This window comes from Brucella sp. TWI559, from assembly GCF_039674265.1.
In the GTDB taxonomy this organism is placed as follows: domain Bacteria; phylum Pseudomonadota; class Alphaproteobacteria; order Rhizobiales; family Rhizobiaceae; genus Brucella; species Brucella chromiisoli.
Genome location: NZ_JBDJNE010000005.1, coordinates 155863 through 182036 on the forward strand (window position 1 = coordinate 155863; position 26174 = coordinate 182036).

Below are 26174 nucleotides of genomic sequence, written 5' to 3' on the forward strand. Positions count from 1 at the left end.
CATATGGGATTCAACACGGATGACCGAGCGGACTGCTTCTGAAAATCAGCCCTCCCTGGAGGAATTGATGCTGGCGGTCAGTTCGCGGCGCGACATGGACGCGTTCGAGGCGATTTTCAAACATTTCGCACCGCGCGTTAAATCCTATATGGCCAAATTGTCTGCCGATACGCAAACAGCGGAAGAATTGATGCAGGAAACCATGATTGCAGTCTGGAACAAGGCAGACCAGTTTGATTTTTCCAAAGGAGCCCTGTCTACCTGGATTTTCACGATTGCACGCAATCAACGCATTGATGCCATTCGGCGTGCGCGGCGTCCGCAATTCGACCCAACCGACCCGGCCTTCGTGCCCGATGAAGAGCAGCCTGCCGACATTCTGATTGCGCAGAAACAATCCGCCAATCAGTTGCGGGCTGCGATGGCGAACCTGCCAAAAGAGCAAAGCGCATTGCTCGAACTTGCCTATTTCGAGGAAAGCACCCACAGTGCGATAGCCAAAAAGCTCAATCTGCCTTTAGGAACCGTGAAATCACGCCTGCGACTGGCATTTAGCAAATTGCGTTCTGCGCTCGATAATTCGGGAGCGCAGTGATGAACATTCAACACCATCTAAGCGACGAACTTCTCTCAAGCTATGCAGCCGGAACACTGGCTGAAGGCTGGAGTATCGCTGTCGCAACACATCTCGCGCTTTGCCCTGCCTGCCGCTCCCGGCTTAAACAATTTGAGCAAATTGGCGGTGAGCTTCTCGAAACAGTCGCTCCGCAGGAAATCAAAATTGATTCATGGGATTCGGTAAAAGACCGGCTCACAAATCAGCCGAAGATGCCCCCGCAACCCGTGCAACATCGCGGCTCACCCCTTGCAACGCCTGCCATTCTGCCTGAACCACTGCGCTCTTACGTTGGTGGCGATCTGCCTGATTTGAAATGGAAATCTCTTGGTCGTGGTGCTTATCAGGTGCCGATTGCGATCAATGATGGCGAAACCAATGTCAGGCTGCTGAATATCCCGGCTGGCAAACCTGTACCCGAACACGGCCACGGCGGACGCGAGCTGACGCTGGTGCTTTGTGGCAGTTTCGAAGATGAAACCGGCATTTTTGCGCGTGGCGATATTGAAGAAGCAAATGCCGATCTTGTGCATCAACCAATCGCTTCGAACGGCGGTGATTGCATATGCCTTGCCGTGACGGATGCCCCACTAAAATTCCAGGGTTGGCTGATGCGCATGGTTCAACCGCTGATAGGCATCTGAAAAAGGCGGCAAAATTGCCGCCTTTTTCATTTTCAGTTTAGAACCACGATGGCTGCATTCAAAGCAGTCGCCAAAGACAGCCAGACGATATATGGCAAAAACAACAATGCGGATATGCGATCAGGCTGCCATGCGCGGATGATGAACAACAGCACGCAAAGCCATGCGCCAATAATAACCACCAGTCCAAGCATCGTCATATGGGCACCGAAGAAAATAGGCGACCAGATAAAGTTCAGCACCATTTGACCAAACCATGGCCCGCGACGTTGCCAACCGGTGTCCTTCAACCAGGTTCGCCAGCCCGCAATCGCAATCAAGACATAGAGGATCGTCCAGATTGGCGCAAAAGCGCCGTTGGGCGGCGTAAACCACGGCTTTTGTAGCGATGCATACCATTCACCCGGAGGAAAACTGATACCCATCGTCATACCAATCGTAATCGTCACAAGGACGAAGACCGCCAGAAGACCCAATTTCTGCATATTACTTCTCCAGTCTAGCCGACCAAACGCGACGTTACCCAATAGCCAATATAGGCCGAGACGGCAGACAGCACAGTCCCCCAGATCAGATCGACAATTGTCAGGGCCCATGACCAGTTTTTCAATGTGGCTTGATTGGTCAGGTCATAAGTCGCATAGGCAACAAATCCTAAAAGCGCACCGTTGAGCAACACAACGGCTCCACTTCCTGCGAGAAGTCCCGGTCGCACCGCGAAAAACACCAGTCCAAATACGAAAATCACGTAGAATACGACTGCTGGAGCGAGACGGAAACTTGGCGCAAGCATATCGCCCATAGCAGGGCGATAAAACACATTGGCCATATTCGTCAGCCAGACTGAATCAATGGCCAGAAAAGCGAAGGCTGTGACCACATAAGCGACAATATAGGATTTCATCTAAACCACTCTCCAGTGCCAACCGGCTTAACTAAAACATTATGCATTCTGCGTTACTTTATGCGTGACCAACTGACATCACGGCACAAAAGACCTGCCAGAACGCAGCCATAGGTCGTCATTTTATCGCCGTTTACCTTTACGCTAAGCTTGTAGGTAAGGTTGCGCTGGGGATCAAAAGCAGTTCCAGAATATTGGCCGCCCGCAATCTGGTTTATGTTCATAACCAGACGGTCGCCGGCTTTTTCTTTTGGGGTTCCGGACCTGATCCACGTATTGGTGGCGCAAATATCCTTGCCACATTCTGCAATCTTGACCCGCGCCTTGCCATCGCCGCGCGCCCAGTTGCCGCTTATGTCGCCAGCCTGCGCAATCGACGGCGTTAACACGGCTATGCTCCCTATTATGCGTATCCATTGCATCGGTGCCTCCTGCATCCGTGGATTCATGTCATCAAGCATGTTCGATCGTATAAAGGCCGACATTGATCGCGCCTTCTTCAAACCCGCCCTCGCAGTAACAAAGATAATATTCCCAAAGCCTGCGGAACCGGTCGTCAAAGCCCAGCTTTTCGATCGAAGGCCAATTGGCAGTAAAACGCTGCCGCCATTCAGCCAGCGTGAGCGCATAAGAGTGACCGAAATGATCAATCTCTTTCAAAACCAGACCAGCTTTGGAGAGGTCGCGTTCAAGCACCTTGTCGGAGGGTAAAAAACCTCCCGGAAAGATGAACTTCTGAATGAAATCCGCCTTGCGGCGATAGTTTTCATAGCGTGCATCTTCAATTGAGATGATTTGCAAAACGGCTTTGCCGCCCGGTTTTAAACACCGCTTGAGCGTCGCGAAATATTCGGGCCAGTAAGCCTCACCGACAGCCTCAAACATTTCGATGGAAACGATCCGGTCAAACTGCCCTTTGACATCGCGATAATCCTGCAAGCGCAAATCAACGGCATCCTTAAGTCCCGCATTCTGGACGACAGCCTTGCCCCAGGCGAGCTGGGAGGGTGACAAAGTGATCCCTGTGACATGCGCATCGCCATCATCTGCAAGATGGGCTGCCAAGGCGCCCCAACCACACCCAATCTCGAGGATTTTTTCGCCCCCCTCAAGCGCCAGTTTGTCAGCAATACGCTTCAACTTGTATGCCTGCGCATCCTCAAGGCTATGCGTGTTTTCATTCCAGATGGCTGACGAATACAGCATCGTGTGATCAAGCCACTGTTTGTAGAAATCATTGCCAAGGTCATAATGCGCCTCGATATTCTTGCGGCTGCCACGGCGTGTATTTGCATTGAGCAAATGCCCCACACGGTGAACAATGCGCATGAAGCGTGAACCGTGCAGCGTCGAAACAAGTGTGTCGCGATTGCGCGCGGCAAAGCGGATCACCGCTGTTAGGTCCGGGGATGACCAGTCACCGTCGATATAGGCCTGCGCAAAGCCAATATCGCCGCCCGCTAACAAGCGACGCAGGCAGCGCCAGCTCTTAATAACGATTTTTGCTTCCGGTCCGGGCAATATGCCTTGAGCAACAACGGATTGTCCCGAAGGCAAAACAAGGTTCAGACGGCCATATCGCACCTGACTGAGCAGCCGCCTTAACACACGCGCCGACGGGCTTAAAACCGAACGACCAACAGATATGGGGGCCGGGTAATGGGAAGACTCATCAAACTGGCTCATGCAACCCTGTTCCTCTCCCGAGACATGTCATGATGGATATGGGATATGGGATCCTGCGGTGGGCTTGGACGCTTGCGGAGTTTCATCCCCTTCGCCCAGATTTTCAGCGCTTCCCAGTGAATGCCGCCGACAACGCGCAACGTCAGAAATGGAATGGCAAAAAAGGCACGCAACAAAGCCATGTCACTGAGCTCCACACGACGCGCCAGATGACGCGCTGTCAGCACCAGACCTTCGTCATCAAAAGTGTTTATCCTGACTGCGAGCTTATCCGCCGGAGGCTGAACCTCGAATTCATAGCGCAGCTTCATATCCATGAAGGGCGAAACATAAAACGCCTTGTCGCAGGTCTGCACGATGCGCTCGCCCTGCTCTGCTTCGACCGGGATCATATAGCCATGGCGCTGCTTAAACGTGTTATCGACTTCCCATAGAATAGCCGTGAGCCGATCTTCACGATTATAGCAAAAGAAAATGCTCAACGGATTGAACGACCAGCCGAGGATACGCGGCATCGTCAGAAGACGGATCGCGCCTCCATCGGGTTGCATACCTGTGCTGCGCATCGCATCTTCAATCTGCGCCCGCAAAGATGTTGCTGATCCATTGCCGCGATCTTTTTCGCAAAAAGAAAACAGATTGAACCGATTGACCGAAAACAGCCTGAGCCTGCGGTGAAGCACATCCAGCTCATCAAGATCGAGCAGCAGTGAATAGATTTTATAGGCGAGCTTATGTTCCTTTGGCCGCAAGCGGGCATGGGTCACATGCCCCGGAAAAAGTGCAGATTTGAAAATACCGGTCATGCCAGCGCCCTTTCCCGGATCGTTACAGGCTGGCGAACAATGCGCGCGCTTTCCTGCTCAACCCGCCATGGGCGACGCAGTCCGCCGAGGTCTTCCGCTACTGCAAGACCGGCCTGCAAACCGTCCTCATGAAAACCGGAACCCAAATGTGCGCCACAAAACCAGGTTCGGCGCTGTCCCTGCAACGACCAGACTTCCCTCTGCGCGCGATCCGTTGCCATATCAAAGATTGGATGTTCATAGATCTCGCGATGAATCACCAGATCCTCACGCGGCGCACGACACGGATTGAGCGTGACAAATGTATCGGGCGCAGTTCCCAAGGGCTGCAAGCGGTTCATCCAGTAGGTGATTGAGGGCTGCGACGAACCGTTGGCTGCATTGGTCAGGTAATTCCAGCTCGACCATGCCGCCCGGCGTTTTGGCATGAGCGAAAGATCGGTATGAAGAACCGCCTCATTGCGTGAGTATTTAAATGCACCAAGGATGCGGCTTTCCTCTGCACTGGGATCGGCCAGCATCCGCAAAGCCTGATCGGCGTGAGTTGCGATAACCACATCGTCAAAGAAATGAACACCACCGCTTGCATCGGTCAATTCGACCGCATTTTCATGCCGTCGCACCCATTTTATGGGTGTTGAAAGCCGGATATTGTCGGCATAGGGCTGCGTAATGCGCTGCACATATTCACGACTGCCACCCTTGACTGTCCGCCAGATCGGGCGATCCCGCAAAGCAAGCAAGCCATGATTGCAGCAAAAACGAACAAAGCTCGCTGCCGGATATTGACCAACTTCCATGGCAGGCGTTGACCAGATTGCAGACGCCATCGGATAGAGATGATCCTCCCGGAAAGCCCGGCCATAGCCATTTCGCGCAAGATAATCATCAAGCGAAATGCCGCCCATCATCTCCAGGTCTTTGGGAGCGTTACGGTAAAAGCGCAAAAGATCGCGGATCATAGACCAAAAACGCGGGCGAACGAGATTTGAGCGCTGTGCAAACAGGCCAAGCCCGGTGCCGCCGGAATATTCATAAGCGCCATTTCCAATGGAGACGGCAAAGGACATATTCGATGCGGCAGTCGGAACATCAAGTATTTTAAACAATGCCGTCAGATTTGGATAAGTCACTTCATTATAAACAATAAAGCCCGTATCGACCGCAACGGGGCCGGTGTTGCTTGCAAATTCGACCGTATTGCTATGCCCGCCAATGCGCTCCGCTGCTTCAAAAACGGTGACGTCATGGCGTTGCGATAAAAGCCATGTAGCAGACAGACCAGAAATACCGCTCCCGATAATCGCGAGCCTAAGACGTTCAGCGCCGCCCGGATGGTTTGTAACGTCCATAAGTCCCTCACTGTGCCGCATTTCTCTATCTTACGTTTTGAGAAGACGATTGGTTCAACGGATGCTGAAACTTTCTTGGTTTTTTTAAACGGCTTAGGAAACCAAACAGCGGGACCAAACGTATTGCATGGTATAAATCGTCATTCTGACCCAGGGTGCGCCATGCAAATCGGCCTTCTTTTGATTGTTGCTATCTTTCTGTCTCTCCTCATGAGCTTTGCATGGGCGCTGGAGAGAAAAACCGGCAAAAGCGGCTGGATCGATGCAATATGGTCGCTTTCGGTTGGTCTGGGCGCGATGGTCGCCGTACTTCTGGCCGACACCTCTTGGCCGCGCCGTTCAGCGATCCTGATCCTCATCCTTGCATGGTCGCTACGGCTTGCCTTGCATATTGGACAGCGAAGCATGTCCCACGGCAAAGACCCGCGTTATGCAAAGCTGATGAAGGAATGGGGCGATAGCGCACCAAAACGTCTGTTCTGGTTTTTGCAGATACAGGCTTGGGCAGCGTTTATTCTGGTGCTTTCAGTCTACCTTGCCACTGTTAGCCGCGCTGAATTCCCGCATTTCGTCGATATGATTGCTGTCGTACTTATCGCAATCGCGATCACGGGCGAAGCGCTGTCAGACGCACAACTTGCGCAGTTTCGCAAAACGCCTGCCGCCAAAACCGAAATCTGCGAGACCGGGTTTTGGGCCTATTCGCGCCATCCAAACTATTTCTTCGAATGGCTTTTCTGGTGCGCATGGCCGTTCATGGCAATCACCGCATCACCATGGAGCTGGCTATCGCTGCTCGCCCCCATCCAGATGTACTGGCTGCTGGTCCACGTATCGGGAATTCCACCGCTTGAAGACCACATGATCAAATCACGCGGAGAAAAATTCCGCGCACTGCAACGCCGCGTCAATGCGTTTTTTCCCGGTCCCAGAAAGCCGGAGTCGTAAATCACGAACCTGCAAGTGAAGAAACTGGCATATACAATCAAAGCAGCGCATGCTCAATCTTCTCAAGCCCGTCAGGCAAGGATTATTCAATGAATGCAAATGCACTTGTCTGGTTGCGGAATGATCTGCGCCTTGCGGACAATCCGGCACTTGATGCAGCCGTCAAACTCGGCGGTAGTATAACCGCGCTTTATGTTCATGAAACCAATCCCCAATTGCGCGCGCCCGGCGGCGCTGTGCTCTGGTGGCTGGAACAGAGCCTGAATTCGCTTGAGAAAAGCCTCCATGCGCGCAATGTCGAACTGATTGTTGTGCATGGCGACGCACTGAAAATCATTGAACAGCTCGTCGAAAAAAATGGGTTTAATGCTGTTTTCTGGAACCGGCGCTATGCCCCGCAAGAACGCGACGTGGATGCTCATGTCAAAACAGCTCTGAAAGACAAAGGGCTGAACGTTGCCTCTTTTGCGGGCAATCTTCTGTCAGAGCCATGGGAGATCAAAACAGGCAGCGGTGGACCGTATCAAGTCTTCACGCCTTACGCAAAGACCCTGCGCCAGCAAGGCGTAACCCGCCCCCTTTCATCGTCTGACTGGAAAGCTGTACCGTCCACGCTGCAAGATAAACCGGAAAGAGCGCCTTTCAGACAGCCTTTCTGGTCGAAGAAAATGGAGGATCTGTGGGAAATTGGCGAGGCCGCAGCCATCAATCAGCTCTACCATTTCTTTGATAAGACCATCCGCAATTATGCAGGCGATCGTGACCGCCCCAATGTTGAAGGCACTTCCAAGCTCTCGCCTCATCTTCGCTTTGGCGAGATTAGTCCGCGTCAGGCATGGCATGCAACACTATCGTTGATGGATGAGAACCCGGATACCCAGACCGGCGGCGAGAAATTCCTGTCCGAACTCATCTGGCGCGATTTTCATTATCATCAGCTCTACTTTCGCCCGGATATTGCCGAAAACGATATGCGCAACACGCTTGCAGATATCGAATGGAAACATGATCCGGCATTGTTTGAGGCTTGGACAAAGGGCAATACTGGCGTGCCAATGATTGACGCAGGCATGCGTCAGCTTTGGGCAACCGGGTGGATGCATAACCGCGTGCGTATGCTCGTCGCCTCTGTCTTAAGCAAGAACATGCAGATCGACTGGCGCGAAGGCGAAAAATGGTTCTGGAACACGCTGGTTGATGCCGACATCGCCAGCAATCCGGGAAGCTGGCAATGGGTGGCAGGTTGCGGCATGGATGCAGCCCCCTATTTTCGCGTTTTCAACCCAGTTCTGCAAGGCGACAAGTTTGACAGCGAAGGCGCTTATGTACGCGAATGGGTGCCAGAAATTGCAACCCTGCCGGAGCGTTGGATCCATAAGCCTTATGCGGCACCCGAAGACGTGCTGCAAAAAGCAGGCATCGTTCTCGGCAAAACATATCCGTTTCCCGTCTTTAAAGCACCGAAAGCTGGGAAATAGAGCATTTCCAAGGATTCAATCAAAACAGGAAATGCTTCTGGCCACGGCTAATTTGGTGATGCGCTCATCTGAGTGCTTCCAGCTCAGCGATGCGCGCGGCACTGTCATGCTCTAAAGCGCGCGTCATTTCGCGAATAATGGTTTCCGCAAGAACGAAAATGGACGCTGATGAATCCCATGCCGAAGGCACCGCAATCCGCCCCGCCAAGACATGCCGGGCAACACGGGCAATCGGTGACAACCACTGATCGGTTATCAAAATAATCTCAACCCCTCGCCCACGCGCTTTTTCCGCAAGGCTTAACAAGCTTTCCTGATAGCGGCGAATGTCAAAGACAACAAGAACATCGCGTTTTCCCATATCCAGCAGGCGATCACGCCACATGCTTTCCTGTCCACCCAGATGGAAAACATGCGGCCGGATAATCGACATATGCGCTGTCATATATTGTGCTATCGGATCTGTGAAACGCCCGCCGATCAGATAAACGTTTCCCTTGGAATTGCTCAGAGCAGCAACGATCTGCTGCAATTGCTTGTCGCCCAGATGCCGAAAACTTTCCCGAATATTATCAAGTGTATATTCCACTGCCGGATAGGCCGTATCCGTTGCCTTCTCAGGCTTTTCGTTGCGATGATGCGGCGATTGCAACTGTGCAGCAAGCTCATTTTGCAAATGCGCCTGAAACTCCGAATAACTTTGAAAGCCGAGCCTGTTTACAAACCGCAGAATGGTCGGAGAACTGACGCCTGCCTGTGCTGAAAATTCTGCCACTGTTTTCAGCCCCAGCATGGGATAATTGGCAATCAGAGTTTGCGCGGCACTGCGCTCTCCGGCGGACATGCTTTCGAGCCGTTCGTTCAGCAACTCCGCGATGCTGGCCCCCATCGATGTGGCAATTTCCATTCCCGCAGCTCTTTTCAATTTCGCACAAAATTATGTTTGACAAAGCATCTTACGACGTATCAAATATTCCGCAATAGCGCATTTTTTTAAAAACGTAACAAAAGTTACAGCGCAGGGGAATAGAGAGAATGGCCGACCAGCGAGATCATCAGGACCCGGCCCTAAAGCCGGTTCTGGTCGTCAACGAAGCGGGGGGAAGTCCCTATGTTTTCGTTTGCGAACATGCATCCAATTTCATGCCTGAGCACTTTGATGGGCTTGGCCTCGACCCTCAATCGTTAAACGCACACATTGCTTGGGATCCGGGTGCTGTGGCGGTTGCACGCCATCTTAGTCAACAGCTTGATGCCCCTTTGATAGAGGCGACCTACTCACGCCTGCTGATTGATTGCAATCGTCCACTTGAAGCGCGCGATCTTATTCCTGAAATCAGCGAAACGACGGTCATCCCCGGCAATCATGATCTCAATTCCCTTGAACGCACAGCACGAATTGACCTGTCGCACAGGCCTTTTCACCGCTGTATTGAAGAAGTCATCCATGCACGTGCCACACGTGGACTACCATCGTGGATCGTCACCATTCACTCCTTTACGCCAATCTATAAGGGCATCTCACGCCCATGGCAGATTGGCATTATTCATGATGCGGATGCGCGCATTGCAGAGCCTTTGATTGCTGCACTTAAGAAAAACAAGGCGCTGAACGTCGGCGTAAATGAACCCTATTCACCAGCCGATCGCGTTTATTACACCCTTGAGCGACATGCGCGACCGCGCAATGCACCCTGTGCAATGATTGAGATACGCAACGACGAAATCGCCACCCGTGAAGCGCAGGAAACCTGGGCTAAGCAACTTGCTGCGATTTTTAGCGATATTGAGCGCGTGATACCGTGAGGAGCGAAGCATAATGGCCGAACAACTAACTTTCGACACATTAAAAAAAGCCGTCGCAAATGACGAAATTGATACGGTTCTCGCCTGCTTCGTCGATATGCAGGGCCGCCTGATCGGCAAACGTTTTTATGCGGAATTCTTCGTGGAAACGGCCCATGATGAAACGCATGGCTGCAATTACCTACTCGCCAATGACATCGATATGGAGCCGGTTCCGGGCTATGAAGCCGCAAGTTGGGACAAGGGTTATGGCGACTTCGTGATGAAGCCAGACCTCTCCACCCTGCGTCTTGCGCCATGGCTGGAAAAAACCGCGATCGTGCTTTGTGACGTGCTTGATCATCACGATCACAAAGATCTTGCGCATTCACCGCGCGCGGTTCTTAAAAAGCAGCTCGCCCGCCTGCATGAACGTGGCTATCGCGCCTATTTCGCATCGGAACTCGAATTCTATCTCTTTGATGAAACCTATAAAACCGCGCGCGCCAAACATTGGCAGGAGATGGAAACCGCCTCTCCCTACGTGCAGGATTATGTGATCCACCTGACTACCAAGGAAGAGCAGGTTCTGCGCGCCATGCGCAATCATTTAGGTGCTGCCGGTATCCCGGTTGAAAACTCCAAAGGTGAATGGGGGCCGGGTCAGCAGGAACTCAATGTTCGCTATGCGGAAGCACTTGAAATGGCCGACCGTCATGTCATCATGAAAAACGCCATGAAGGAAATCGCCGAGGCCCATGGCAAGTGCATCACCTTCATGGCCAAATATGATTATGACAAGGCTGGCAGTTCAAGCCATGTGCACAACTCTATCTGGAGTGCGGATGGCAAGGAGCCATTGTTTTTTGATCCCAAAGCACCACACACCATGACACCGCTGATGCGCTCATGGGTGGCAGGCCAGCTTAAATATGCGGCTGAATATACGTATTTTCTGGCGCCTTATATTAACTCTTATAAACGCTTTCAGGCGGGCACATTCGCGCCGACAAAGATCATGTGGAGTCAGGATAACCGCACAGCAGGCTTCCGGCTTTGTGGCGAAGGCAGCAAATCTATCCGCATCGAATGTCGGATTGGCGGCGCTGATCTCAACCCCTATCTTGCATTTGCAGCGCTTATCGCGGCAGGTTTAAAGGGTATCGACGAAGCGCTGGAACTGGAAGATCCTTTCGTTGGCGATGCCTATAGCGCAGTCAAACTCAAGGAAATTCCATACACGCTGCGCGAAGCGGCAGAAGCCCTCAAGAACTCGGCATTCCTCAAGGAAGCACTCGGTGAAAAAGTGGTCAATCACTATGTCCACACCGCCCACTGGGAGCAGATTGAATATGACCGTCGCGTAACCGACTGGGAACTGCATCGTGGTTTCGAACGCTATTAAACTTACATAAGGAATTGCCCGATGAGCGGCACGGCCAGAATTATCTCCCCTATCGATGGCTCGGTTTATGCAGAGCGCGCCTATGCCAGTGACACCACGATCCATGCGGCAGTCACGGCGGCACGCAAGGCGCAACCCCAATGGGCAGCTTTAAACATTGCAGAACGGGCCGGTTATTGTCGTGCAGCTCTGGATGCGCTGGCCGCAATGCAGGATGAAATCATTCCTGAAATTGCCTGGCAAATGGGGCGCCCCACACGTTATGGCGGCGAAAATGGCGGCGTTCAGGAACGCGGCCAGTACATGATCGACATTGCAGAAGAAGCGCTGAAACCTTATGTGCCTGCACAAAAAGATGGCTTTCGCCGCTATGTAAAGCATGTTCCGCTGGGCGTGGTCATGGTCATCGCGCCGTGGAACTATCCCTATCTCACCGCCGTCAATACGATCATTCCGGCATTGATGGCAGGCAACACGGTTCTGCTTAAACATGCAACGCAAACTTTGCTGACGGGCGAACGCTTCGCGCAGGCCTTTGAGAAGGCCGGCATTCCAAAAGGCGTTTTCCAGAATATCGTTCTCGATCATGGCTCTACAGAAAAACTGCTGGCATCAGGCACCATCGACCATGTCAACTTTACAGGCTCCGTTGGCGGTGGCCGGGCTATCGAAAAGGCAGCCGCTGGCACTTTCATGACGCTGGGACTAGAGCTTGGCGGCAAAGACCCCGCCTATGTATTGCCCGACGTTAATCTCGACCATGCTGTTGCCAATCTGGTCGATGGTGCTTTTTTCAATTCCGGTCAATGCTGCTGTGGTATCGAACGTATCTACGTGCATGAAGCTGTTTATGACCGATTTGTCGATGGTTTCATCGATCTGACAAAGCAATATGTCGTCGGCAATCCGCTGGATGCCGCAACCACGCTAGGACCGATGGCGCAGGCACGGTTTGCCGATCTTATTCGTGAGCAGAAAGCCGAAGCCTTGCGCAAGGGTGCCAAAGCGCACGTCAATATGAAAGTTGAGAACGACATCGCCGGTTCGCCTTATATTGCGCCGGAGGTGCTCACCCATGTTGATCACCAGATGAGCGTCATGCGGGAAGAAAGCTTTGGCCCCATTGTAGGCATCATGAAGGTGCGCAATGATGAGGAAGCGCTCGCGCTGATGAATGACAGCATTTACGGCCTGACCGCTTCGCTCTGGACAACCGACACGGACCGTGCAGCAAGCCTTGGCGACCGCATCGAAACCGGTACCGTCTTCATGAACCGCTGCGATTATCTTGATCCGGCATTGGTTTGGACCGGCGTGAAGGATACCGGCAAGGGTGCTGCCCTTTCGCCTATCGGTTATGGCAACCTGACACGGCCAAAATCCTTCCACCTGCGTGAAAAAATCTGATCTGTTTCAAATATCTGGAAAGCATCGACATGACCGATCTGACTGCCAAATGGAATTTCCCGACCACCGTGCTTTTTGGACCGGGCCGTATTAAGGAACTGCCGGCCGTGCTGAAAGCAGCCGGTATCGAACACCCACTATTTGTCACCGATCCAGGACTTGCAAAACTTCCCGTGGTTGCTTCCACGCTTGCCATTCTTGATAAGGCAGGCGTCAAATATGCCGTCTTCTCCGATGTGAAGCCCAACCCGGTTGAAAGCAACCTCAATGCTGGCGTCAACGTCTTTAATGACGGCAAGCATGATGGTGTGATTGCATTTGGTGGCGGTTCCGCACTTGATCTGGGAAAGCTCATAGCCTTTCAGGCAGGTCAAACGCGCCCTGTCTGGGACTTTGAAGATGTTGGCGACTGGTGGACCCGCGCTGACAGCAGCGCAATTGCGCCGATTATTGCCGTGCCGACCACGGCGGGAACCGGCTCGGAAGTGGGCCGCGCGGGCGTTCTGACCAATGAAGCAACCCACACCAAGAAAGTTATTTTTCACCCAAAAATGCTCCCCGTGACGGTCATTGCCGATCCTGAGCTTTCAATCGGCATGCCGCCTTCCATCACTGTTGGCACAGGCATGGATGCGCTTGCGCATTGTCTGGAAGCCTATTGCGCGCCCGGTTTTCACCCCATGGCCGATGGCATTGCGGTTGAAGGTATCCGACTGGTATTTGAAAATCTGCCAAAGGCCTATGCCAATGGCTCCGACATTGAAGCCCGTGCCAATCTGATGGCGGCAGCCGCCATGGGGGCAACCGCATTCCAAAAAGGGCTGGGCGCGATCCACTCGCTATCCCATCCAATTGGTGCGCTTTACGACACACATCACGGCATGACCAACGCCGTTTTCATGCCTTATGTTCTGTATCACAACCGGGCTGCAATCGAAAAGCGCATTGAACGGCTTGCAAATTATCTGGGTATCAAAGGCGGATTTGACGGGTTCATTGACGCAATCATGAAATTACGCAGCGATCTCGGTGTTCCCGACACATTGCAGGATTTTATCAAGGGCCTTGAAATGGACGAAGGCCGCAAGACACTGATCGCAGAAATGGCCATTGTCGATCCGACAGCAGGCGGCAATCCGATTGAACTCACGAAGCAGGGTGCGCTTGATCTGCTCAATGCTTCCCTCACAGGCAGAGCCTAACATCGAGAGCCCCGTGCATTTTTCCAGATGCGCGGGGCTCTTCTGAAAACGCATTTTAGCGGTGTTGGAAGAACGGCTTACTATTTTGTATATAAGCCCCTTGAACGTTCAAGGTGATGAAGCATGGCACCTTCCGCAGCATCCGGGTCTCGTTTAGCGATACTATCAAGAATTTCTTCATGCTCAACCAGCGTGTAGTTTTCCTTACCCGTCCAAATCAGCATATGAGTGTGATATTCGCGCAGCCAGGACAGCATAGACTCGCTCACCGCTACAAAAATCGGATTGCCGGATATTTTCGCAATACGGATATGAAACTCCATATCGGCTGAAATGAATGCATCCGCATCGCCCAACGATTCCCGCTGCCGCTCGACGATCGCACGAAGATCGGCAATGTCCTTATCGCTCGCTTTAAGGGCAGCTTCACGGGCAATACCGCGCTCAAAAAAGATACGCGCACTCTTGAGATGCTCCAGCGTATCAATCGATTGAGCGAGCATAATTTTCGCTGTAGGATCAACCTGCTGAAAGATAGACCTCGCAGTAAGCTTTAACACCTTTGCACGCTCGCCATGCGAAATGCTGACCAGCCCCATCTTGGCAAGTGACTGCATCGCCTCGCGGATCGCCGGGCGGCCCACACCAAAACGCTCCATCAGCACGCGTTCAGACGGCATTTCATCGCCGGGCGTCAATTCGCCAGACGTAATCATGTTTTCGAGCCGGTCAAAAACTTCGTCAGATAACTTGCGGCGAACGATGGGTTCTATGGGCTTGTTCATGGCATCTCACTGTTCATGAGCTTTCTCCCCCCTTATGCATCTTCAAGCGACGGGATGAAAGTTGTTACCCACATTCTCATGAATGGGCCAACAATTTTCCACTTGCAGATATTGGAATACTCATTATACCAGTTCGCTATCGGAGCCAAGTGCTTCAATGGCATCCCGGGAAGTGAGGAGAAACTTTCCGGCGAATGCGCGACATAAAATGTCAGAGCCTTTCTGACATGGGTGGAACACGAGAGCGAATCCCGAAAAGTGTGAAACGGTTTTCGGGATGCGCTTCAAAAAAGCAGCGAGCGACAAAGAACCCGATGAACATCTGTCTGACCTATCGCATTGAGACAACCGGCAGCATCGAAAAGATGGCCGCCAAAATCGCCAGCGATCAGTCGACCGGCACTTTTGTCGCCCTCCCCGGTGAAACGGAAGAATTAAAAGCCCGCGTTGCAGCGCGTGTGTTGGAAATCCGCCCCCTTGAAGACGCAACAGTTCCAGCCTGGCCAGAGCTTGAACCCGGACACGACCCTATCAAGCGTGCTGATGTGGACATTGCTTTTCCGCTCGATGCGATCGGCACCGACCTTGCAGCGCTGATGACGATTGCCGTTGGCGGTGTTTACTCGATCAAGGGCATGACCGGCATCCGCGTGATCGACATGAAGCTGCCGGAAGCTTTCAAGGGCGCGCATCCCGGCCCGCAATTCGGCATAGCCGGAAGCCGCCGTCTGACAGGCGTTGAAAAGCGCCCAATCATTGGCACTATCGTTAAGCCAGCACTCGGCCTGCGTCCGCATGAGACAGCAGAACTCGTCGGTGAACTGATCGAATCCGGCGTCGATTTCATCAAGGATGATGAAAAGCTGATGAGCCCTGCCTATTCGCCACTTAAAGAGCGCATTGCAGCGATCATGCCGCTTATTCTCGATCACGAGCAGAAGACCGGCAAGAAAGTTATGTATGCTTTCGGCATTTCACACGCCGATCCTGATGAGATGATGCGCAATCATGACATGGTGCTGGAGGCTGGCGGTAATTGCGCGGTTGTCAACATCAACTCCGTCGGTTTTGGCGGCATGAGCTTCCTGCGCAAGCGTTCCGGTCTTGTGCTACATGCGCACCGTAACGGCTGGGACATCCTGACCCGCAATCCGGGTGCGGGCATGGATTTCCGCGTCTATCAGCAGTTCTGGCGCCTGCTCGGCGTCGATCAGTTCCAGATCAACGGCATCCGCGTGAAATACTGGGAGCCGGACGAAAGCTTCGTCAATTCGTTCAAGGCTGTCAGCACGCCGCTGTTCGACCCGACCGATTGTCCGCTGCCTGTGGCAGGTTCCGGCCAGTGGGGCGGACAGGCACCTGAAACCTATGAGCGCACAGGTCGCACGACGGACCTTCTTTATCTTTGCGGCGGCGGCATTGTCAGTCATCCGGGTGGCCCGGCAGCTGGTGTTCGTGCCGTGCAGCAGGCATGGGAAGCAGCAGTCGCTGGCATCCCTCTTGAAACCTATGCCACGAACCATCCTGAGCTTGCAGCCTCGCTCGATAAGTTCGGGAAAGGAGGCGAATAATGACGAATAATCTTCTCCTGTCCTATTACGGCGACGACCTCACCGGCTCGACCGACGTTATGGAAGCCATGGCTTCCAACGGCGTTGACACTGTGCTGTTCATGAATGTGCCGGACGAAGAGCTTCTGTCACGCTTTTCCCATTGCAAAGCCATCGGCCTTGCAGGCACCAGCCGCAGCGAAACGCCGGAATGGATGCAGGAAAATCTCACGCCTGCATTCAACTGGCTGAAAAGCCTGAATGCTGCGATTGCCCATTACAAGGTCTGCTCGACATTCGATTCCGCACCGCATGTCGGAAATATCGGCAAGGCCGTGGAAATCGGCAAAGCGATCTTTAATCAGGCTTATGTGCCGCTGATAGTCGGCGCACCACAGCTCAAGCGCTATACCGCTTTCGGCAATCTCTTTGCCGCCTATCAGGGTGAAACCTACCGTATAGACCGCCATCCGGTCATGAGCCGTCATCCCGTGACGCCAATGCACGAGGCGGACCTACGCGTCCATCTGGCACAGCAGACAGCTCTGAAAACCGTACTTGCGGACCTCGTAGCGCTTTCAGCCGCCGATGCGAATGACCGCTTGGATGCGATTGCCAAAAATGCTGACGGCATGTTGCTGCTTGACGTCGACAGCCACGAAAGCCAGTTGCAGGCGGGCGAACAGCTTTGGCGTTTGCGTCCTGATGCGGGCTGGTTTGTTGCTGGTTCGTCAGGCGTTGAATATGCGCTTCTGACTGCATGGGCCAAAGCCGGGCTGATCGGTGCGAAGAAAGAGTTTGCGCTTCCCGGAAAGGCGGACCGCATTGCGGTCGTTTCAGGCAGCGTGTCACCAACCACCGAGCGCCAGATCCGCCACGCGACCGCTTCCGGCTTTACCGGCATTGATCTCAATCCGCTCGATATTATCGGCGAAAACAGTGCTCAGGCTATCGAAACCGCCATTGCAGAAGGCCAGAAGGCGCTCAAGCAAGGCAACAGCGTGATCCTCAACACGGCGCTCGGCCCCTCGGCTGATCGCGGTGTAGAAATCGACAAGATCGCAGGCAGCCGCCACAAACTGGCGCGCAGCCTCGGCTTCATCCTCCGCAGCCTTGTCGAGCGCGAACAGCTTACCCGCGCGGTCATTGCCGGCGGCGATACGTCCAGCCACGCATTGCGTGAATTGCACGTCGATGCACTCACCACGCTTCTGCCGCTTCCACAAACACCGGGGTCGCCGCTTTGCACGGCGCACGGCGCTCACGCCGCCACCAACGGCCTCCAGATTGCTCTCAAGGGCGGTCAGGTCGGTTCTGACGGATATTTCAGCCAGATTCGCGATGGCTTGACCGCGTGAAACTGGAAGACTCATTGACTGGTTATGCCAGTTGGATACCAAAACTACGGGAAGGAAATACAATTATGACAGCTATCGCTTTGTTTGGAGCGGGCGGCAAGATGGGCTACCGTCTGGCCAAGAACCTCAAAGGTTCGCGCTTTGACGTTCGTCACATCGAAGTCAGCGACGCCGGTAAGGATTGTCTGAAAAACGAACTCGGCATCGACACCATCGATGCGGATGCAGGGCTGGAAGGCGCAGACGTCGTCATTCTGGCTGTGCCAGATACCATCATCGGTAAAGTTGCAGCAGGCATTGTTGACAAGCTCAAGCCTGGCACGATGGTTATTGCACTCGATGCAGCCGCACCATTTGCCGGTCACCTGCCGGAACGCGCAGACCTCACCTATTTCGTGACCCATCCTTGCCATCCACCAATCTTCAACGACGAAACCGACATGCAGGCAAAGAAAGACCACTTCGGCGGTCTGTTTGCCAAGCAGCACATCGTTTCAGCCCTGATGCAGGGCCCGGAAGAAGCTTATGCACTGGGTGAAGAAATCGCCAAGGTCATCTGGGCACCCGTCATGCGTTCGCACCGCGTCACCGTCGAGCAGCTTGCAATCCTCGAGCCAGGTCTTTCGGAAACCGTTTGCGCATCGCTTCTGGTTGTGATGAAGCAGGCCATGGACGAATGCGTTCGTCGCGGCGTTCCTGAAGAAGCAGCGCGCGACTTCCTGCTCGGCCACATGAATGTTCTTGGCGCCGTCATCTTTGGCGAAGTCCAGGGCGTGTTCTCCGATGCCTGCAACAAGGCAATCGAATTCGGTATTCCTGCGCTGATGCGTGACGACTGGAAGAACGTTTTTGAACCGGAAGAAATCGCAGAAAGCATCCGTCGCATCACGTAATTACTATGAGGGAGGGCGCTAGCCCTCCCTTTTTCAGCCGTTTGGGAGACAGGCTTGATTTGGGAGGAAACATGCAGAAAATTGCGCAAATTTTGCAATTTCAGCAGTTTCGCCAATATTGAACACGAGCACGTCCCGAAAAGCAGGATAAAGGTTCAGTAAATGGCAGAATTGAATGGCGCGCTGATCGGCTGCGGTTTCTTCGCAATCAACCAGATGCATGCATGGAATGACGTTTCCGGTGCCAAAATCGTCGCAATCTGTGACCGCGATCCTGAGCGGTTGAAAATTGTCGGCGACCAGTTTGGCATCGAACGCCGCTACAGGGATGCGCAGGCGCTGTTTGCAGATGGCTGCATCGACTTTGTCGACATCGCCACCACAGTTTCAAGCCACCGCGCTCTGGTGGAGCTTGCAGCGGCCCACAAGCTACCCGCAATCTGCCAGAAACCTTTTGCCAAAACGCTCGATGATGCAAAGGCCATGGTGAAGATCTGCGATGAAGCGGGTATTCCGCTGATGGTCCATGAAAACTTCCGCTGGCAGACACCCATTCAGGCAGTGCGCAAGGCGCTTGATAGCGGCGCTATCGGCACGCCTTTCTGGGGACGTTTCTCCTTCCGCTCCGGCTTCGACGTGTTTTCCGGCCAACCTTATCTTGCAGAGGGCGAACGCTTTATCATCGAAGATTTAGGCATTCACACGCTTGATATTGCACGCTTTATTCTGGGCGATGTGACCAGCCTTGTCGCACGCACCAAGCGCGTCAACCCCAAGATCAAAGGCGAAGACGTAGCAACCATTCTCATGGACCATGAAAATGGTGCCACCTCGATTGTCGATGTGAGCTACGCCACCAAGCTGGAGACAGATCCATTCCCGGAAACACTTATTGAACTTGATGGCGAGAACGGCTCTATCCGGCTTTATCACGGCTACCGCCTTGAAGTGATGACGCCAGACGGCACCACGGTTTCCGACGTTTCGCCAAAGCTGCTTTCATGGGCCTCACGTCCATGGCACAATATTCAGGAAAGCGTTTTTGCTATTCAGCAGCATTGGGTGGCGCAGCTCGCATCGGGCAAAGAAACTTCCACATCGGGCGCGGATAATCTCAAGACTTTCGCACTTGTCGAAGCTGCTTATAACAGTGCTGCGAGCGGCAACCGCGTCGACATTACGGCGTTGCTCAAATGAGCAACATCGATCCTTTTCTGCTCTATGGTACGCGTGAAGCAGAAGCTAAGCCGAAGCGTTTAAAAGCGGGCCTGCTTGAGGTTGATCTAAGCGATGGCAACCTTCGCACCATTCAATATGATGGCGTTGAAGTTCTGCGTAGCATCTCCTATCTGGTGCGGGATCGTGACTGGGGAACCTATAACCCGGAAATCCATGATCTGAACGTCGAGCGAAACGACAGCGGTTTTCTCGTCACCTATCAGGCGCGTTGCAAAGGCCCGGATGCGACCCAACTCACCATTGATGTACGCATTCAGGCAGAGAGCGGAGGCAGGCTCACTTTCGATGCTGTTGCCAATAGCGCGACAGGTTTTGAAACCAATCGTTGCGGTTTTTGCATCCTCCACCCAATCGTCGGCGTGGCAGGCTCACCTGTGAGCGTCGAGCATATCGACGGTACACTCAATAAAACCCGCCTGCCCGATCTGATCGAGCCATGGCAGCCTTTCAAGGACATGCGTGCAATCACCCATGAGGCCATGCCAGGCGTTTCAGCCGAGTGCCGCATGGAAGGCGATACGTTTGAGATGGAAGATCAGCGCAACTGGTCCGATGCATCTTATAAGACCTATGTGCGTCCGCTTGCTTTGCCATGGCCTTATCCGATCGAAGCCTTAAAACCCCAGCATCAGCGCATTGTGCTCAACATTACTGACACGCGCACAGCGAGACCAAATACCACCCGGTATGCCAAGCCGGTGAGCATTACGCTTGGTGACACAAGTGGCAAAATGCCGAATATCGGTATTATCATCACACCGGAAGAAGCCAAAGCAAGCCTTGCCGCGATTGATCTGTTGCAGGAAACTGGCCCGCAGGATTTGTTATTTCATTACGACCCGCTTGCAGATCATAAAGGCTCGGCTTTTGCGGATTTTGCAGCCCTGGCAGCAAGCTATCAAGGACGAATTTCTCTAGAAATTGCATTGCCTTGTGAGAAATTGCTTATAAATGAAACGAAGCAAATTGCTTCTGACATGGAAGCGGCTGGCTTTGACCCGGATGCGATCATTATTTCACCATCGATAGACCGGCAGTCCACACCGCCCGGCAGCAAATGGCCACCCTGCCCGCCGCTTGAAGATGTTTATGCGGCAGCAAGAGAGGCCTTCCCGAATGCGCGGCTCGGCGGTGGAATGCTGAGCTATTTCACCGAGCTTAATCGCAAGCGTGTTCCGGGTGACCTGATTGATTTTATCACCCATTGCACCAATCCGATTGTCCATGCCGCTGACGATCTGAGCATCATGCAGACATTGGAGGCACTGCCTTTCATCACCCGTTCTGTACGGGCGATCTACGGCGACAAACCCTATCGTATTGGGCCGTCGACCATACCCATGCGCCAGAACCCTTATGGCAGCAGAACGATGGAAAACCCGCATGGCAAGCGCATTGCCATGGCCAATCGCGACCCACGCCATAATGGAAAATTCGCTGAAAGTTTTGCAATGGCCTATGCCATTTCGGTGCTGAATGCTGGCCTTGATAGCCTGACACTTTCAGCCCTCACCGGCCCGTTCGGGCTTCTTGCAGGTGACGGTGAGCCGACAGCTAGGGGTGACAAGCGTCCGTTGTTCAACGTGGTAAAAGTGCTTGCGCAGCTTGCCGGGAAAAACTTCCAATTGTGCCAGTCGTCGCGTCCATCAGCCGTTCTTGCGGTTGCCGTAGAAGATAAGGTCTGGCTTGTTAATATTACATCCCATGAACAGGCTGTGGTCATTGCAGGCGGTGAGGCAATAACTTTAGCACCCTATGGCGTGCAATCATTGAGCAAATAAAAACGGGCCAGTGGCCCGTTTTTTTGTTATATCAGCGGCGTTTTGCTGGCTGCTCGCCAAGCGTCATCCCGTGACGCTTTGAGAGCTCGGCAATCACAAGCTCAAGCTCCTGCGCCTTGCGCACTGAATCCCAGCCAAACTCAACACTGAGAATATCGGCGATTGCTGCGAGATTGGCATTCGACAGCGCGCCGTCAATTGCCAGTGTAGTACGTCGCAAAACAACATCGGAGAGATGAACGACAAGCTCATTACGCGCGATCCACGCAATTTCCGCACGGCTGATACTGTCCGTATCAGGCAAAAGCGTAACACCAACTTTGGCTTCGTCCTGAATGATTGGCAATGCCGTTGTGCCATAACGCTGCAAAAGTGTCTCGACACGTTCGACTGCAAGCCCGGTTTCCTTGGCGTATTTTGCCACCCATGCGGTGCGCGCACGGTCATCTGCCGGGTAATCCTTGCCGCCGCCGATGGTCAGAGTTCTGGTTGATTTGAGACGTTCGCGGCCAAAGCGCTTGAGCACCGTGTCTGCCACTTCCTCCGCAAAGCCGCGGAACGTCGTCCACTTGCCGCCGACCAGCGAAATAATTGCAAACGGACGGCCTGCATCCGGCTCAATAACCGGTGCGGAGTGGTCACGGCTGATAAGCCCCGGCTCCGACGCATTGGAGGCTGGCAGCGGGCGAATACCGCTATAGGTATAGACGATCTGGCTGCGATCAAATTTCAGCTTCGGCAGCAGCGAACGCAGGCTTTCGATGAAGTAATCGATTTCCTTGTCTTCCGCAAAAACCTCATCCGGATTGTTGGCCGGAATATCCGTTGAACCGACCAGCGCAAGACCATGATAATCATAGACAAGGCAGATACGACCATCATCCGCCTCAAAGTAGATCATGCGACCCTTTAGGCTTTTGACCAGTTCAGGGTGGTCAATGAGGATATGCGAACCCTTCGTGCCGCCGATCATCTTGGTTTCTTTACCAAGCGCCGCATTAACATGATCGATCCATGGACCGGCCGCGTTGATCACGATTTTTGGCTTAACCGTGAATTGCGCGCCATCCGGCCCTTCAAAACTCACTGCGCCGTCTGCGGCCGCAACAATGGCCGTGAAATTCGCTGCCGCACTTTTCGAATTGGCCTTCAAACCATCGCTGATCAGCTCATAAACCAAACGTTCCGGCTTACTGACCCATGCGTCATAATAAATGCCACCGCCAACGATTGACGGCGTCATATAAGGCATTTCTTTCAAAGCACTCTTTTTCAAAAGAAAATTGTGCTTTGGCATAACGCGCTCGCGCGCACCAAAATAATCGTAAAGACCAAGGCCGATTTTGATCAGCACGGCACCACGACTGCGTGGTGCTGTTGTCGAGCCAAACAGAGTACGAAGTGCTGCTGTTATGCCCTTCGTCCAAGAGAAAACCGGAATAAATGTCGGTAGCGGACGGACGTTATGCGGCGCATTTTTGAGCAAAATATTGCGCTCGACCGTTGATTGCGCCACGAGACCAAATTCGCCGGTTTCAAGATATTTGAGGCCACCGTGAATAAGGCGCGACGGAGCCGCACTCGTACCGGAACCAAAATCGCCCTTATCAACAATGAAACAGCTCACACCCTGTTCACTCAAGTCGCGATAGAGCCCCGCGCCATTGATACCCGCGCCCAGAATAAGCACATCAACACCGTCAGCTTCGAGTTGGCTGATGCGGTTCTTCATTTGGGCACTGTTTACGAAATCGTTCATTTCACTGTCTTCGCTGTCTTTTAGAGCGCATTTCGATCTAACTGAATCAGATCGGCGCTCTAAATCATTGTCTTAACGCGCATCTTTATCCGAAAACCGTTTCACACTTTTCGGGATGCGCTCTAATCTGTAAGCGCATCAATTTTGGACCAGATCGGCCCCATCGCGGATGCGATTTCCTTGAACAAGGCATAGCGCTTTTCATATTGTTCGCTGCGCGCAGCATCGGGGATATAGGTCCGGCCAATCGCATCAAGATCGCGCGGATCGCTGTAAACGTCGGCGAAAACGCCAGCACCCTTGCCTGCACAAAGTGCAGCCCCCCATGCTGCCGCTTCATCCGTATCGGTGACAGTGACCGGCATACCCAGCACATTGGCAAACATCTGCGCAAATGAAGGACTGCGCGACACGCCGCCCGTCAGACGGGCGCTCGAGATTTCAAAACCATCTTTCAAATGATCGACATGGATGCGGTGGTTAAAAGCAATGCCTTCCCAGACCGCGCGCAACATATCGCCACGCTCCTGCCAGCCACGCAGACCAAAGAACGCACCGCTCGCCATCGCACCGTAAGGTGATCCGAACAGATAAGGGTGGAACAAAGCCGTTGAAGGCTTAGCCAATGCTGCGTCGATTTCTGGCCTCAGCATGTCATGAATTGAGCGTCCTGTTTCTTCCGCTTCACGACGTTCAGCCGGGCAGAGCTTGTCAAGAAACCAGTCATAATTTGCGGTCGAAGCAGGCGAAATGGACATATTGTTCCACTCACCCGGCGCAATCCCATTGCGGCAGAACCAGCTCTTATCGATATTGGGCTTCGACGACAGCGTTTCATTGATCGAGTAGGTCCCGGCGACAACTGCAACTGTACCAATCTTGAGACCACCGACACCCAGCGCCGAAGCAGTCACATCATGCAAGCCACCGACGACAGGCGTTCCGGCGACAAGCCCGGTACGGTTTGCGCAGTCTTGCGAAACACCACCCACGATTTCATCTGAACGCGACATGCGCGGCAGCGCATCCCAAAGTGCTTCGAGGCCGAAAAGTTTAAGCGCGTCCTGCGAATAATCCTGTGTTTTGTAATCGGTAAAGGACGTCGATGCTTCGGTGCGGTCTGTGCCGACTTCACCCGTCAGACAGAAGCGCAGCCAGTCCTTGCATGCAATCACATGGCCGATACGTGCGTAACGTTCAGGCTCATTTTCCCTGACCCAGGCCAGAATGGCGGAAGGAGCAGACGCGTGTGGCAGTTGACCAGTGATCGCAATTGACTGCTCTGCAACAGCGCTGTTTACCCAGCGCTCAGCCACGTCAACGGCGCGGCTATCCAGCGACAGAATGCCCTTGCCAAGTGGACGCTGGTCCTTATCAAGCATGTAGATGCCATCGCCATGGGCCGTGGTGGCAATCGCGAGAATGTCAGAGGCAGGGCGTCCGCTTTTTGAAAGCGCTTCGGCAATCGCATCCGCAGTTGCAGTCCAGAATTCATCCATGTCGCGCTCAACATGGCGCGGTTTTGGAAAATATTGGGGTACACGGCGACGGGCGACGGCAAGCGTCGTCCCATCAACGTCAAATATAACGGCCTTGGTGACGGTCAGTCCGCTATCAATTCCCAACAGAGACGGCATGGATCGTATTTCCTGATATATATGCGCTAAATTCTGAAGCCTTCCGGCTTATTCTTTCGTTCCGCCAGAACCGGCGATAACCACATTGATGTTCTGCGATTGCATCCGCTCAATGTGTTCAAGCGATGTCTTGTCATCAACGATAACGACATCGAAATCTTTCAATGCACCAAAATTATGCAGCGCCCTGCGCTCGAATTTCGTGTGATCGGTCAAAAGCACGCGCTTTGCCGCACATTCAAGCATAGCGCGCTTTGTTTCGATCATTTCAGGTGATTGGTGAAACAGCAGATCATCGGTAATTGCAGCAATCGAAATAAAAGCCACATCCGCACGCAGACGGCGGATTTCATGAATCGTCATCCCACCAACAAAGGCGTTGCACCAGTTATAAAGTTGACCGCCGAGACCGAGCAGCGTGACATCTTTCATGTCACGCACTTCGTTCATCAGGATCAGTGAATTGGTGATGACGGTCAATGGCCCCTTTTCCGGCAGATAAGGCACCATCTGTAGAACGGTTGTAGAGTCGTCAAAGAAAATGGCCTGACCCGGCTCAACAAACTGCATCGCGGCTTCGGCGATCAGTTTCTTCTCTTCAGACTGACGGGCGACGCGATAAAGATCGCTTGCTTCAATGAGGCTTGTCGGGGCTGCGGAAACGATACCGCGTGATTTACGAAACAGGCCGCGACTGACCAGTTCGTCCACATCACGATGCGCGGTCATAAGGCTGATTGCGAAACGCTCGGTCAGATCTTCGATCCGCACCGATCCTTCTGACATAATCAGTTCAGCAATTTGCTGGCGGCGAACCAGCTGACGTGCGTGGCGGCTATCGTTCGGCACCTGCTCAGTCAGAAGGCTATCAATGCTTGCTTTGTTGCTTGTAACCATGCTTACCACTCGTCCCCAGCCCGCTCAATGTATTGACCGGTC

General features: G+C 53.2%; 23 protein-coding genes and 1 pseudogene. 13 read left to right on the forward strand and 11 right to left on the reverse strand.

The window, feature by feature from the left end; all coding sequences use genetic code 11:
- Positions 1-19: 19 nt before the first annotated feature.
- Together ABE530_RS09140 and ABE530_RS09145 are read left to right on the forward strand one after the other, a co-directional pair.
- A complete protein-coding gene (locus ABE530_RS09140; RefSeq protein WP_499694325.1) occupies positions 20-595 on the forward strand; it encodes a sigma-70 family RNA polymerase sigma factor in 576 nt (191 codons plus the stop codon).
- Complete coding sequence (locus ABE530_RS09145) at positions 595-1260, forward strand: ChrR family anti-sigma-E factor (RefSeq protein WP_499694326.1); 666 nt, start codon at positions 595-597, stop codon at positions 1258-1260. The genes ABE530_RS09140 and ABE530_RS09145 overlap by 1 nt, the downstream gene beginning before the upstream one ends.
- A gap of 32 nt (positions 1261-1292) precedes the next feature.
- Here ABE530_RS09145 and ABE530_RS09150 read toward each other — a convergent pair whose 3' ends face one another.
- The 6 genes and pseudogenes from ABE530_RS09150 to ABE530_RS09175 form a co-directional block, all read right to left on the reverse strand.
- Positions 1293-1745, reverse strand: coding sequence for a TspO/MBR family protein (locus tag ABE530_RS09150; protein WP_499694327.1), 453 nt, complete (start codon positions 1743-1745; stop codon positions 1293-1295).
- A 14-nt stretch (positions 1746-1759) separates the two neighbouring features.
- Positions 1760-2164: a DUF2177 family protein gene (locus tag ABE530_RS09155; protein ID WP_265984008.1), complete on the reverse strand. Its 405-nt coding sequence runs from the start codon at positions 2162-2164 to the stop codon at positions 1760-1762.
- 53 nt (positions 2165-2217) lie between these two features.
- Positions 2218-2586: a DUF2147 domain-containing protein gene (locus tag ABE530_RS09160; RefSeq protein ID WP_265984007.1), complete on the reverse strand. Its 369-nt coding sequence runs from the start codon at positions 2584-2586 to the stop codon at positions 2218-2220.
- 31 nt (positions 2587-2617) lie between these two features.
- Positions 2618-3850, reverse strand: coding sequence for an SAM-dependent methyltransferase (locus ABE530_RS09165; protein ID WP_265984006.1), 1233 nt, complete (start codon positions 3848-3850; stop codon positions 2618-2620).
- Positions 3837-4656, reverse strand: a pseudogene (locus tag ABE530_RS09170) (DUF1365 domain-containing protein). The gene ABE530_RS09165 and the pseudogene ABE530_RS09170 overlap by 14 nt, the downstream one beginning before the upstream one ends.
- Complete coding sequence (locus ABE530_RS09175; protein WP_499694328.1) at positions 4653-6008, reverse strand: NAD(P)/FAD-dependent oxidoreductase; 1356 nt, start codon at positions 6006-6008, stop codon at positions 4653-4655. Before ABE530_RS09175 ends, ABE530_RS09170 begins: the two are co-directional and overlap by 4 nt.
- 162 nt (positions 6009-6170) lie before the next feature.
- On the opposite strand from ABE530_RS09175, the gene ABE530_RS09180 reads away from it, so the two are divergent.
- Together ABE530_RS09180 and ABE530_RS09185 are read left to right on the forward strand one after the other, a co-directional pair.
- Entirely contained in the window at positions 6171-6956 is a 786-nt protein-coding gene (locus ABE530_RS09180) for a DUF1295 domain-containing protein (protein ID WP_499694329.1), read from the forward strand.
- A gap of 89 nt (positions 6957-7045) precedes the next feature.
- Complete coding sequence (locus tag ABE530_RS09185; RefSeq protein ID WP_499694330.1) at positions 7046-8434, forward strand: cryptochrome/photolyase family protein; 1389 nt, start codon at positions 7046-7048, stop codon at positions 8432-8434.
- Between the two features lie 64 nt (positions 8435-8498).
- Here the strand turns inward: ABE530_RS09185 and ABE530_RS09190 are convergent, their stop codons facing one another.
- Positions 8499-9341 carry a MurR/RpiR family transcriptional regulator gene (locus tag ABE530_RS09190; RefSeq protein ID WP_499694331.1) on the reverse strand — a complete coding sequence of 281 codons (843 nt, stop codon included), beginning with the start codon at positions 9339-9341 and terminating at the stop codon, positions 8499-8501.
- A gap of 128 nt (positions 9342-9469) precedes the next feature.
- Between ABE530_RS09190 and ABE530_RS09195 the strand changes: the two genes are divergently transcribed.
- The 4 genes from ABE530_RS09195 to ABE530_RS09210 are packed head-to-tail and all read left to right on the forward strand — an operon-like array spanning position 9470 to position 14233.
- Positions 9470-10240: an N-formylglutamate amidohydrolase gene (locus ABE530_RS09195; RefSeq protein ID WP_499694332.1), complete on the forward strand. Its 771-nt coding sequence runs from the start codon at positions 9470-9472 to the stop codon at positions 10238-10240.
- A 13-nt stretch (positions 10241-10253) separates the two neighbouring features.
- Positions 10254-11624 carry a glutamine synthetase family protein gene (locus ABE530_RS09200; protein ID WP_265983999.1) on the forward strand — a complete coding sequence of 457 codons (1371 nt, stop codon included), beginning with the start codon at positions 10254-10256 and terminating at the stop codon, positions 11622-11624.
- Between the two features lie 21 nt (positions 11625-11645).
- Positions 11646-13031, forward strand: coding sequence for an aldehyde dehydrogenase family protein (locus ABE530_RS09205; protein WP_499694333.1), 1386 nt, complete (start codon positions 11646-11648; stop codon positions 13029-13031).
- Positions 13032-13060: 29 nt separating this feature from the next.
- A complete protein-coding gene (locus ABE530_RS09210; protein ID WP_265983997.1) occupies positions 13061-14233 on the forward strand; it encodes an iron-containing alcohol dehydrogenase in 1173 nt (390 codons plus the stop codon).
- An 80-nt stretch (positions 14234-14313) separates the two neighbouring features.
- On the opposite strand, the gene ABE530_RS09215 is transcribed toward ABE530_RS09210, so the two are convergent.
- Positions 14314-15018, reverse strand: coding sequence for a transcriptional regulator NanR (locus ABE530_RS09215; protein WP_265983996.1), 705 nt, complete (start codon positions 15016-15018; stop codon positions 14314-14316).
- Positions 15019-15332: 314 nt separating this feature from the next.
- On the opposite strand from ABE530_RS09215, the gene oiaX reads away from it, so the two are divergent.
- The 5 genes from oiaX (at position 15333) to apnL (ending at position 21839) form a co-directional block, all read left to right on the forward strand.
- On the forward strand, positions 15333-16589 hold the full coding sequence (gene oiaX / locus ABE530_RS09220) for a 3-oxo-isoapionate-4-phosphate decarboxylase OiaX (RefSeq protein WP_499694334.1): 1257 nt from the start codon (positions 15333-15335) through the stop codon (positions 16587-16589).
- A complete protein-coding gene (locus ABE530_RS09225) occupies positions 16589-17926 on the forward strand; it encodes a four-carbon acid sugar kinase family protein (protein ID WP_499694335.1) in 1338 nt (445 codons plus the stop codon). Before oiaX ends, ABE530_RS09225 begins: the two co-directional genes overlap by 1 nt.
- A gap of 65 nt (positions 17927-17991) precedes the next feature.
- Positions 17992-18819: a phosphogluconate dehydrogenase C-terminal domain-containing protein gene (locus ABE530_RS09230; protein ID WP_499694336.1), complete on the forward strand. Its 828-nt coding sequence runs from the start codon at positions 17992-17994 to the stop codon at positions 18817-18819.
- A 162-nt stretch (positions 18820-18981) separates the two neighbouring features.
- Positions 18982-20016: a Gfo/Idh/MocA family protein gene (locus ABE530_RS09235; RefSeq protein WP_499694337.1), complete on the forward strand. Its 1035-nt coding sequence runs from the start codon at positions 18982-18984 to the stop codon at positions 20014-20016.
- Positions 20013-21839, forward strand: a complete 1827-nt coding sequence (gene apnL, locus ABE530_RS09240; RefSeq protein WP_499694338.1) for a D-apionate lactonase — start codon at positions 20013-20015, stop codon at positions 21837-21839. Before ABE530_RS09235 ends, apnL begins: the two co-directional genes overlap by 4 nt.
- A gap of 31 nt (positions 21840-21870) precedes the next feature.
- On the opposite strand, the gene ABE530_RS09245 is transcribed toward apnL, so the two are convergent.
- From ABE530_RS09245 to ABE530_RS09255, 3 genes are all read right to left on the reverse strand, one after another.
- Positions 21871-23598, reverse strand: a complete 1728-nt coding sequence (locus ABE530_RS09245; RefSeq protein WP_499694339.1) for a glycerol-3-phosphate dehydrogenase/oxidase — start codon at positions 23596-23598, stop codon at positions 21871-21873.
- A gap of 122 nt (positions 23599-23720) precedes the next feature.
- Positions 23721-25235, reverse strand: coding sequence for an FGGY-family carbohydrate kinase (locus ABE530_RS09250; RefSeq protein ID WP_499694340.1), 1515 nt, complete (start codon positions 25233-25235; stop codon positions 23721-23723).
- A gap of 48 nt (positions 25236-25283) precedes the next feature.
- Complete coding sequence (locus ABE530_RS09255) at positions 25284-26132, reverse strand: DeoR/GlpR family DNA-binding transcription regulator (RefSeq protein ID WP_265983989.1); 849 nt, start codon at positions 26130-26132, stop codon at positions 25284-25286.
- Positions 26133-26174 lie beyond the last annotated feature (42 nt).

Excerpts from the sequence above, each read along its gene's own strand:
- ABE530_RS09140 (WP_499694325.1), top strand. The coding sequence starts at position 20 with ATGACCGAGCGGACTGCTTCTGAAAATCAGCCCTCCCTGGAGGAATTG.
- ABE530_RS09145 (WP_499694326.1), top strand. The coding sequence starts at position 595 with ATGAACATTCAACACCATCTAAGCGACGAACTTCTCTCAAGCTATGCA.
- ABE530_RS09150 (WP_499694327.1), bottom strand. The coding sequence starts at position 1,745 with ATGCAGAAATTGGGTCTTCTGGCGGTCTTCGTCCTTGTGACGATTACG.
- ABE530_RS09155 (WP_265984008.1), bottom strand. The coding sequence starts at position 2,164 with ATGAAATCCTATATTGTCGCTTATGTGGTCACAGCCTTCGCTTTTCTG.
- ABE530_RS09160 (WP_265984007.1), bottom strand. The coding sequence starts at position 2,586 with ATGCAATGGATACGCATAATAGGGAGCATAGCCGTGTTAACGCCGTCG.
- ABE530_RS09165 (WP_265984006.1), bottom strand. The coding sequence starts at position 3,850 with ATGAGCCAGTTTGATGAGTCTTCCCATTACCCGGCCCCCATATCTGTT.
- ABE530_RS09175 (WP_499694328.1), bottom strand. The coding sequence starts at position 6,008 with ATGGACGTTACAAACCATCCGGGCGGCGCTGAACGTCTTAGGCTCGCG.
- ABE530_RS09180 (WP_499694329.1), top strand. The coding sequence starts at position 6,171 with ATGCAAATCGGCCTTCTTTTGATTGTTGCTATCTTTCTGTCTCTCCTC.
- ABE530_RS09185 (WP_499694330.1), top strand. The coding sequence starts at position 7,046 with ATGAATGCAAATGCACTTGTCTGGTTGCGGAATGATCTGCGCCTTGCG.
- ABE530_RS09190 (WP_499694331.1), bottom strand. The coding sequence starts at position 9,341 with ATGGAAATTGCCACATCGATGGGGGCCAGCATCGCGGAGTTGCTGAAC.
- ABE530_RS09195 (WP_499694332.1), top strand. The coding sequence starts at position 9,470 with ATGGCCGACCAGCGAGATCATCAGGACCCGGCCCTAAAGCCGGTTCTG.
- ABE530_RS09200 (WP_265983999.1), top strand. The coding sequence starts at position 10,254 with ATGGCCGAACAACTAACTTTCGACACATTAAAAAAAGCCGTCGCAAAT.
- ABE530_RS09205 (WP_499694333.1), top strand. The coding sequence starts at position 11,646 with ATGAGCGGCACGGCCAGAATTATCTCCCCTATCGATGGCTCGGTTTAT.
- ABE530_RS09210 (WP_265983997.1), top strand. The coding sequence starts at position 13,061 with ATGACCGATCTGACTGCCAAATGGAATTTCCCGACCACCGTGCTTTTT.
- ABE530_RS09215 (WP_265983996.1), bottom strand. The coding sequence starts at position 15,018 with ATGAACAAGCCCATAGAACCCATCGTTCGCCGCAAGTTATCTGACGAA.
- oiaX (WP_499694334.1), top strand. The coding sequence starts at position 15,333 with ATGAACATCTGTCTGACCTATCGCATTGAGACAACCGGCAGCATCGAA.
- ABE530_RS09225 (WP_499694335.1), top strand. The coding sequence starts at position 16,589 with ATGACGAATAATCTTCTCCTGTCCTATTACGGCGACGACCTCACCGGC.
- ABE530_RS09230 (WP_499694336.1), top strand. The coding sequence starts at position 17,992 with ATGACAGCTATCGCTTTGTTTGGAGCGGGCGGCAAGATGGGCTACCGT.
- ABE530_RS09235 (WP_499694337.1), top strand. The coding sequence starts at position 18,982 with ATGGCAGAATTGAATGGCGCGCTGATCGGCTGCGGTTTCTTCGCAATC.
- apnL (WP_499694338.1), top strand. The coding sequence starts at position 20,013 with ATGAGCAACATCGATCCTTTTCTGCTCTATGGTACGCGTGAAGCAGAA.
- ABE530_RS09245 (WP_499694339.1), bottom strand. The coding sequence starts at position 23,598 with ATGAACGATTTCGTAAACAGTGCCCAAATGAAGAACCGCATCAGCCAA.
- ABE530_RS09250 (WP_499694340.1), bottom strand. The coding sequence starts at position 25,235 with ATGCCGTCTCTGTTGGGAATTGATAGCGGACTGACCGTCACCAAGGCC.
- ABE530_RS09255 (WP_265983989.1), bottom strand. The coding sequence starts at position 26,132 with ATGGTTACAAGCAACAAAGCAAGCATTGATAGCCTTCTGACTGAGCAG.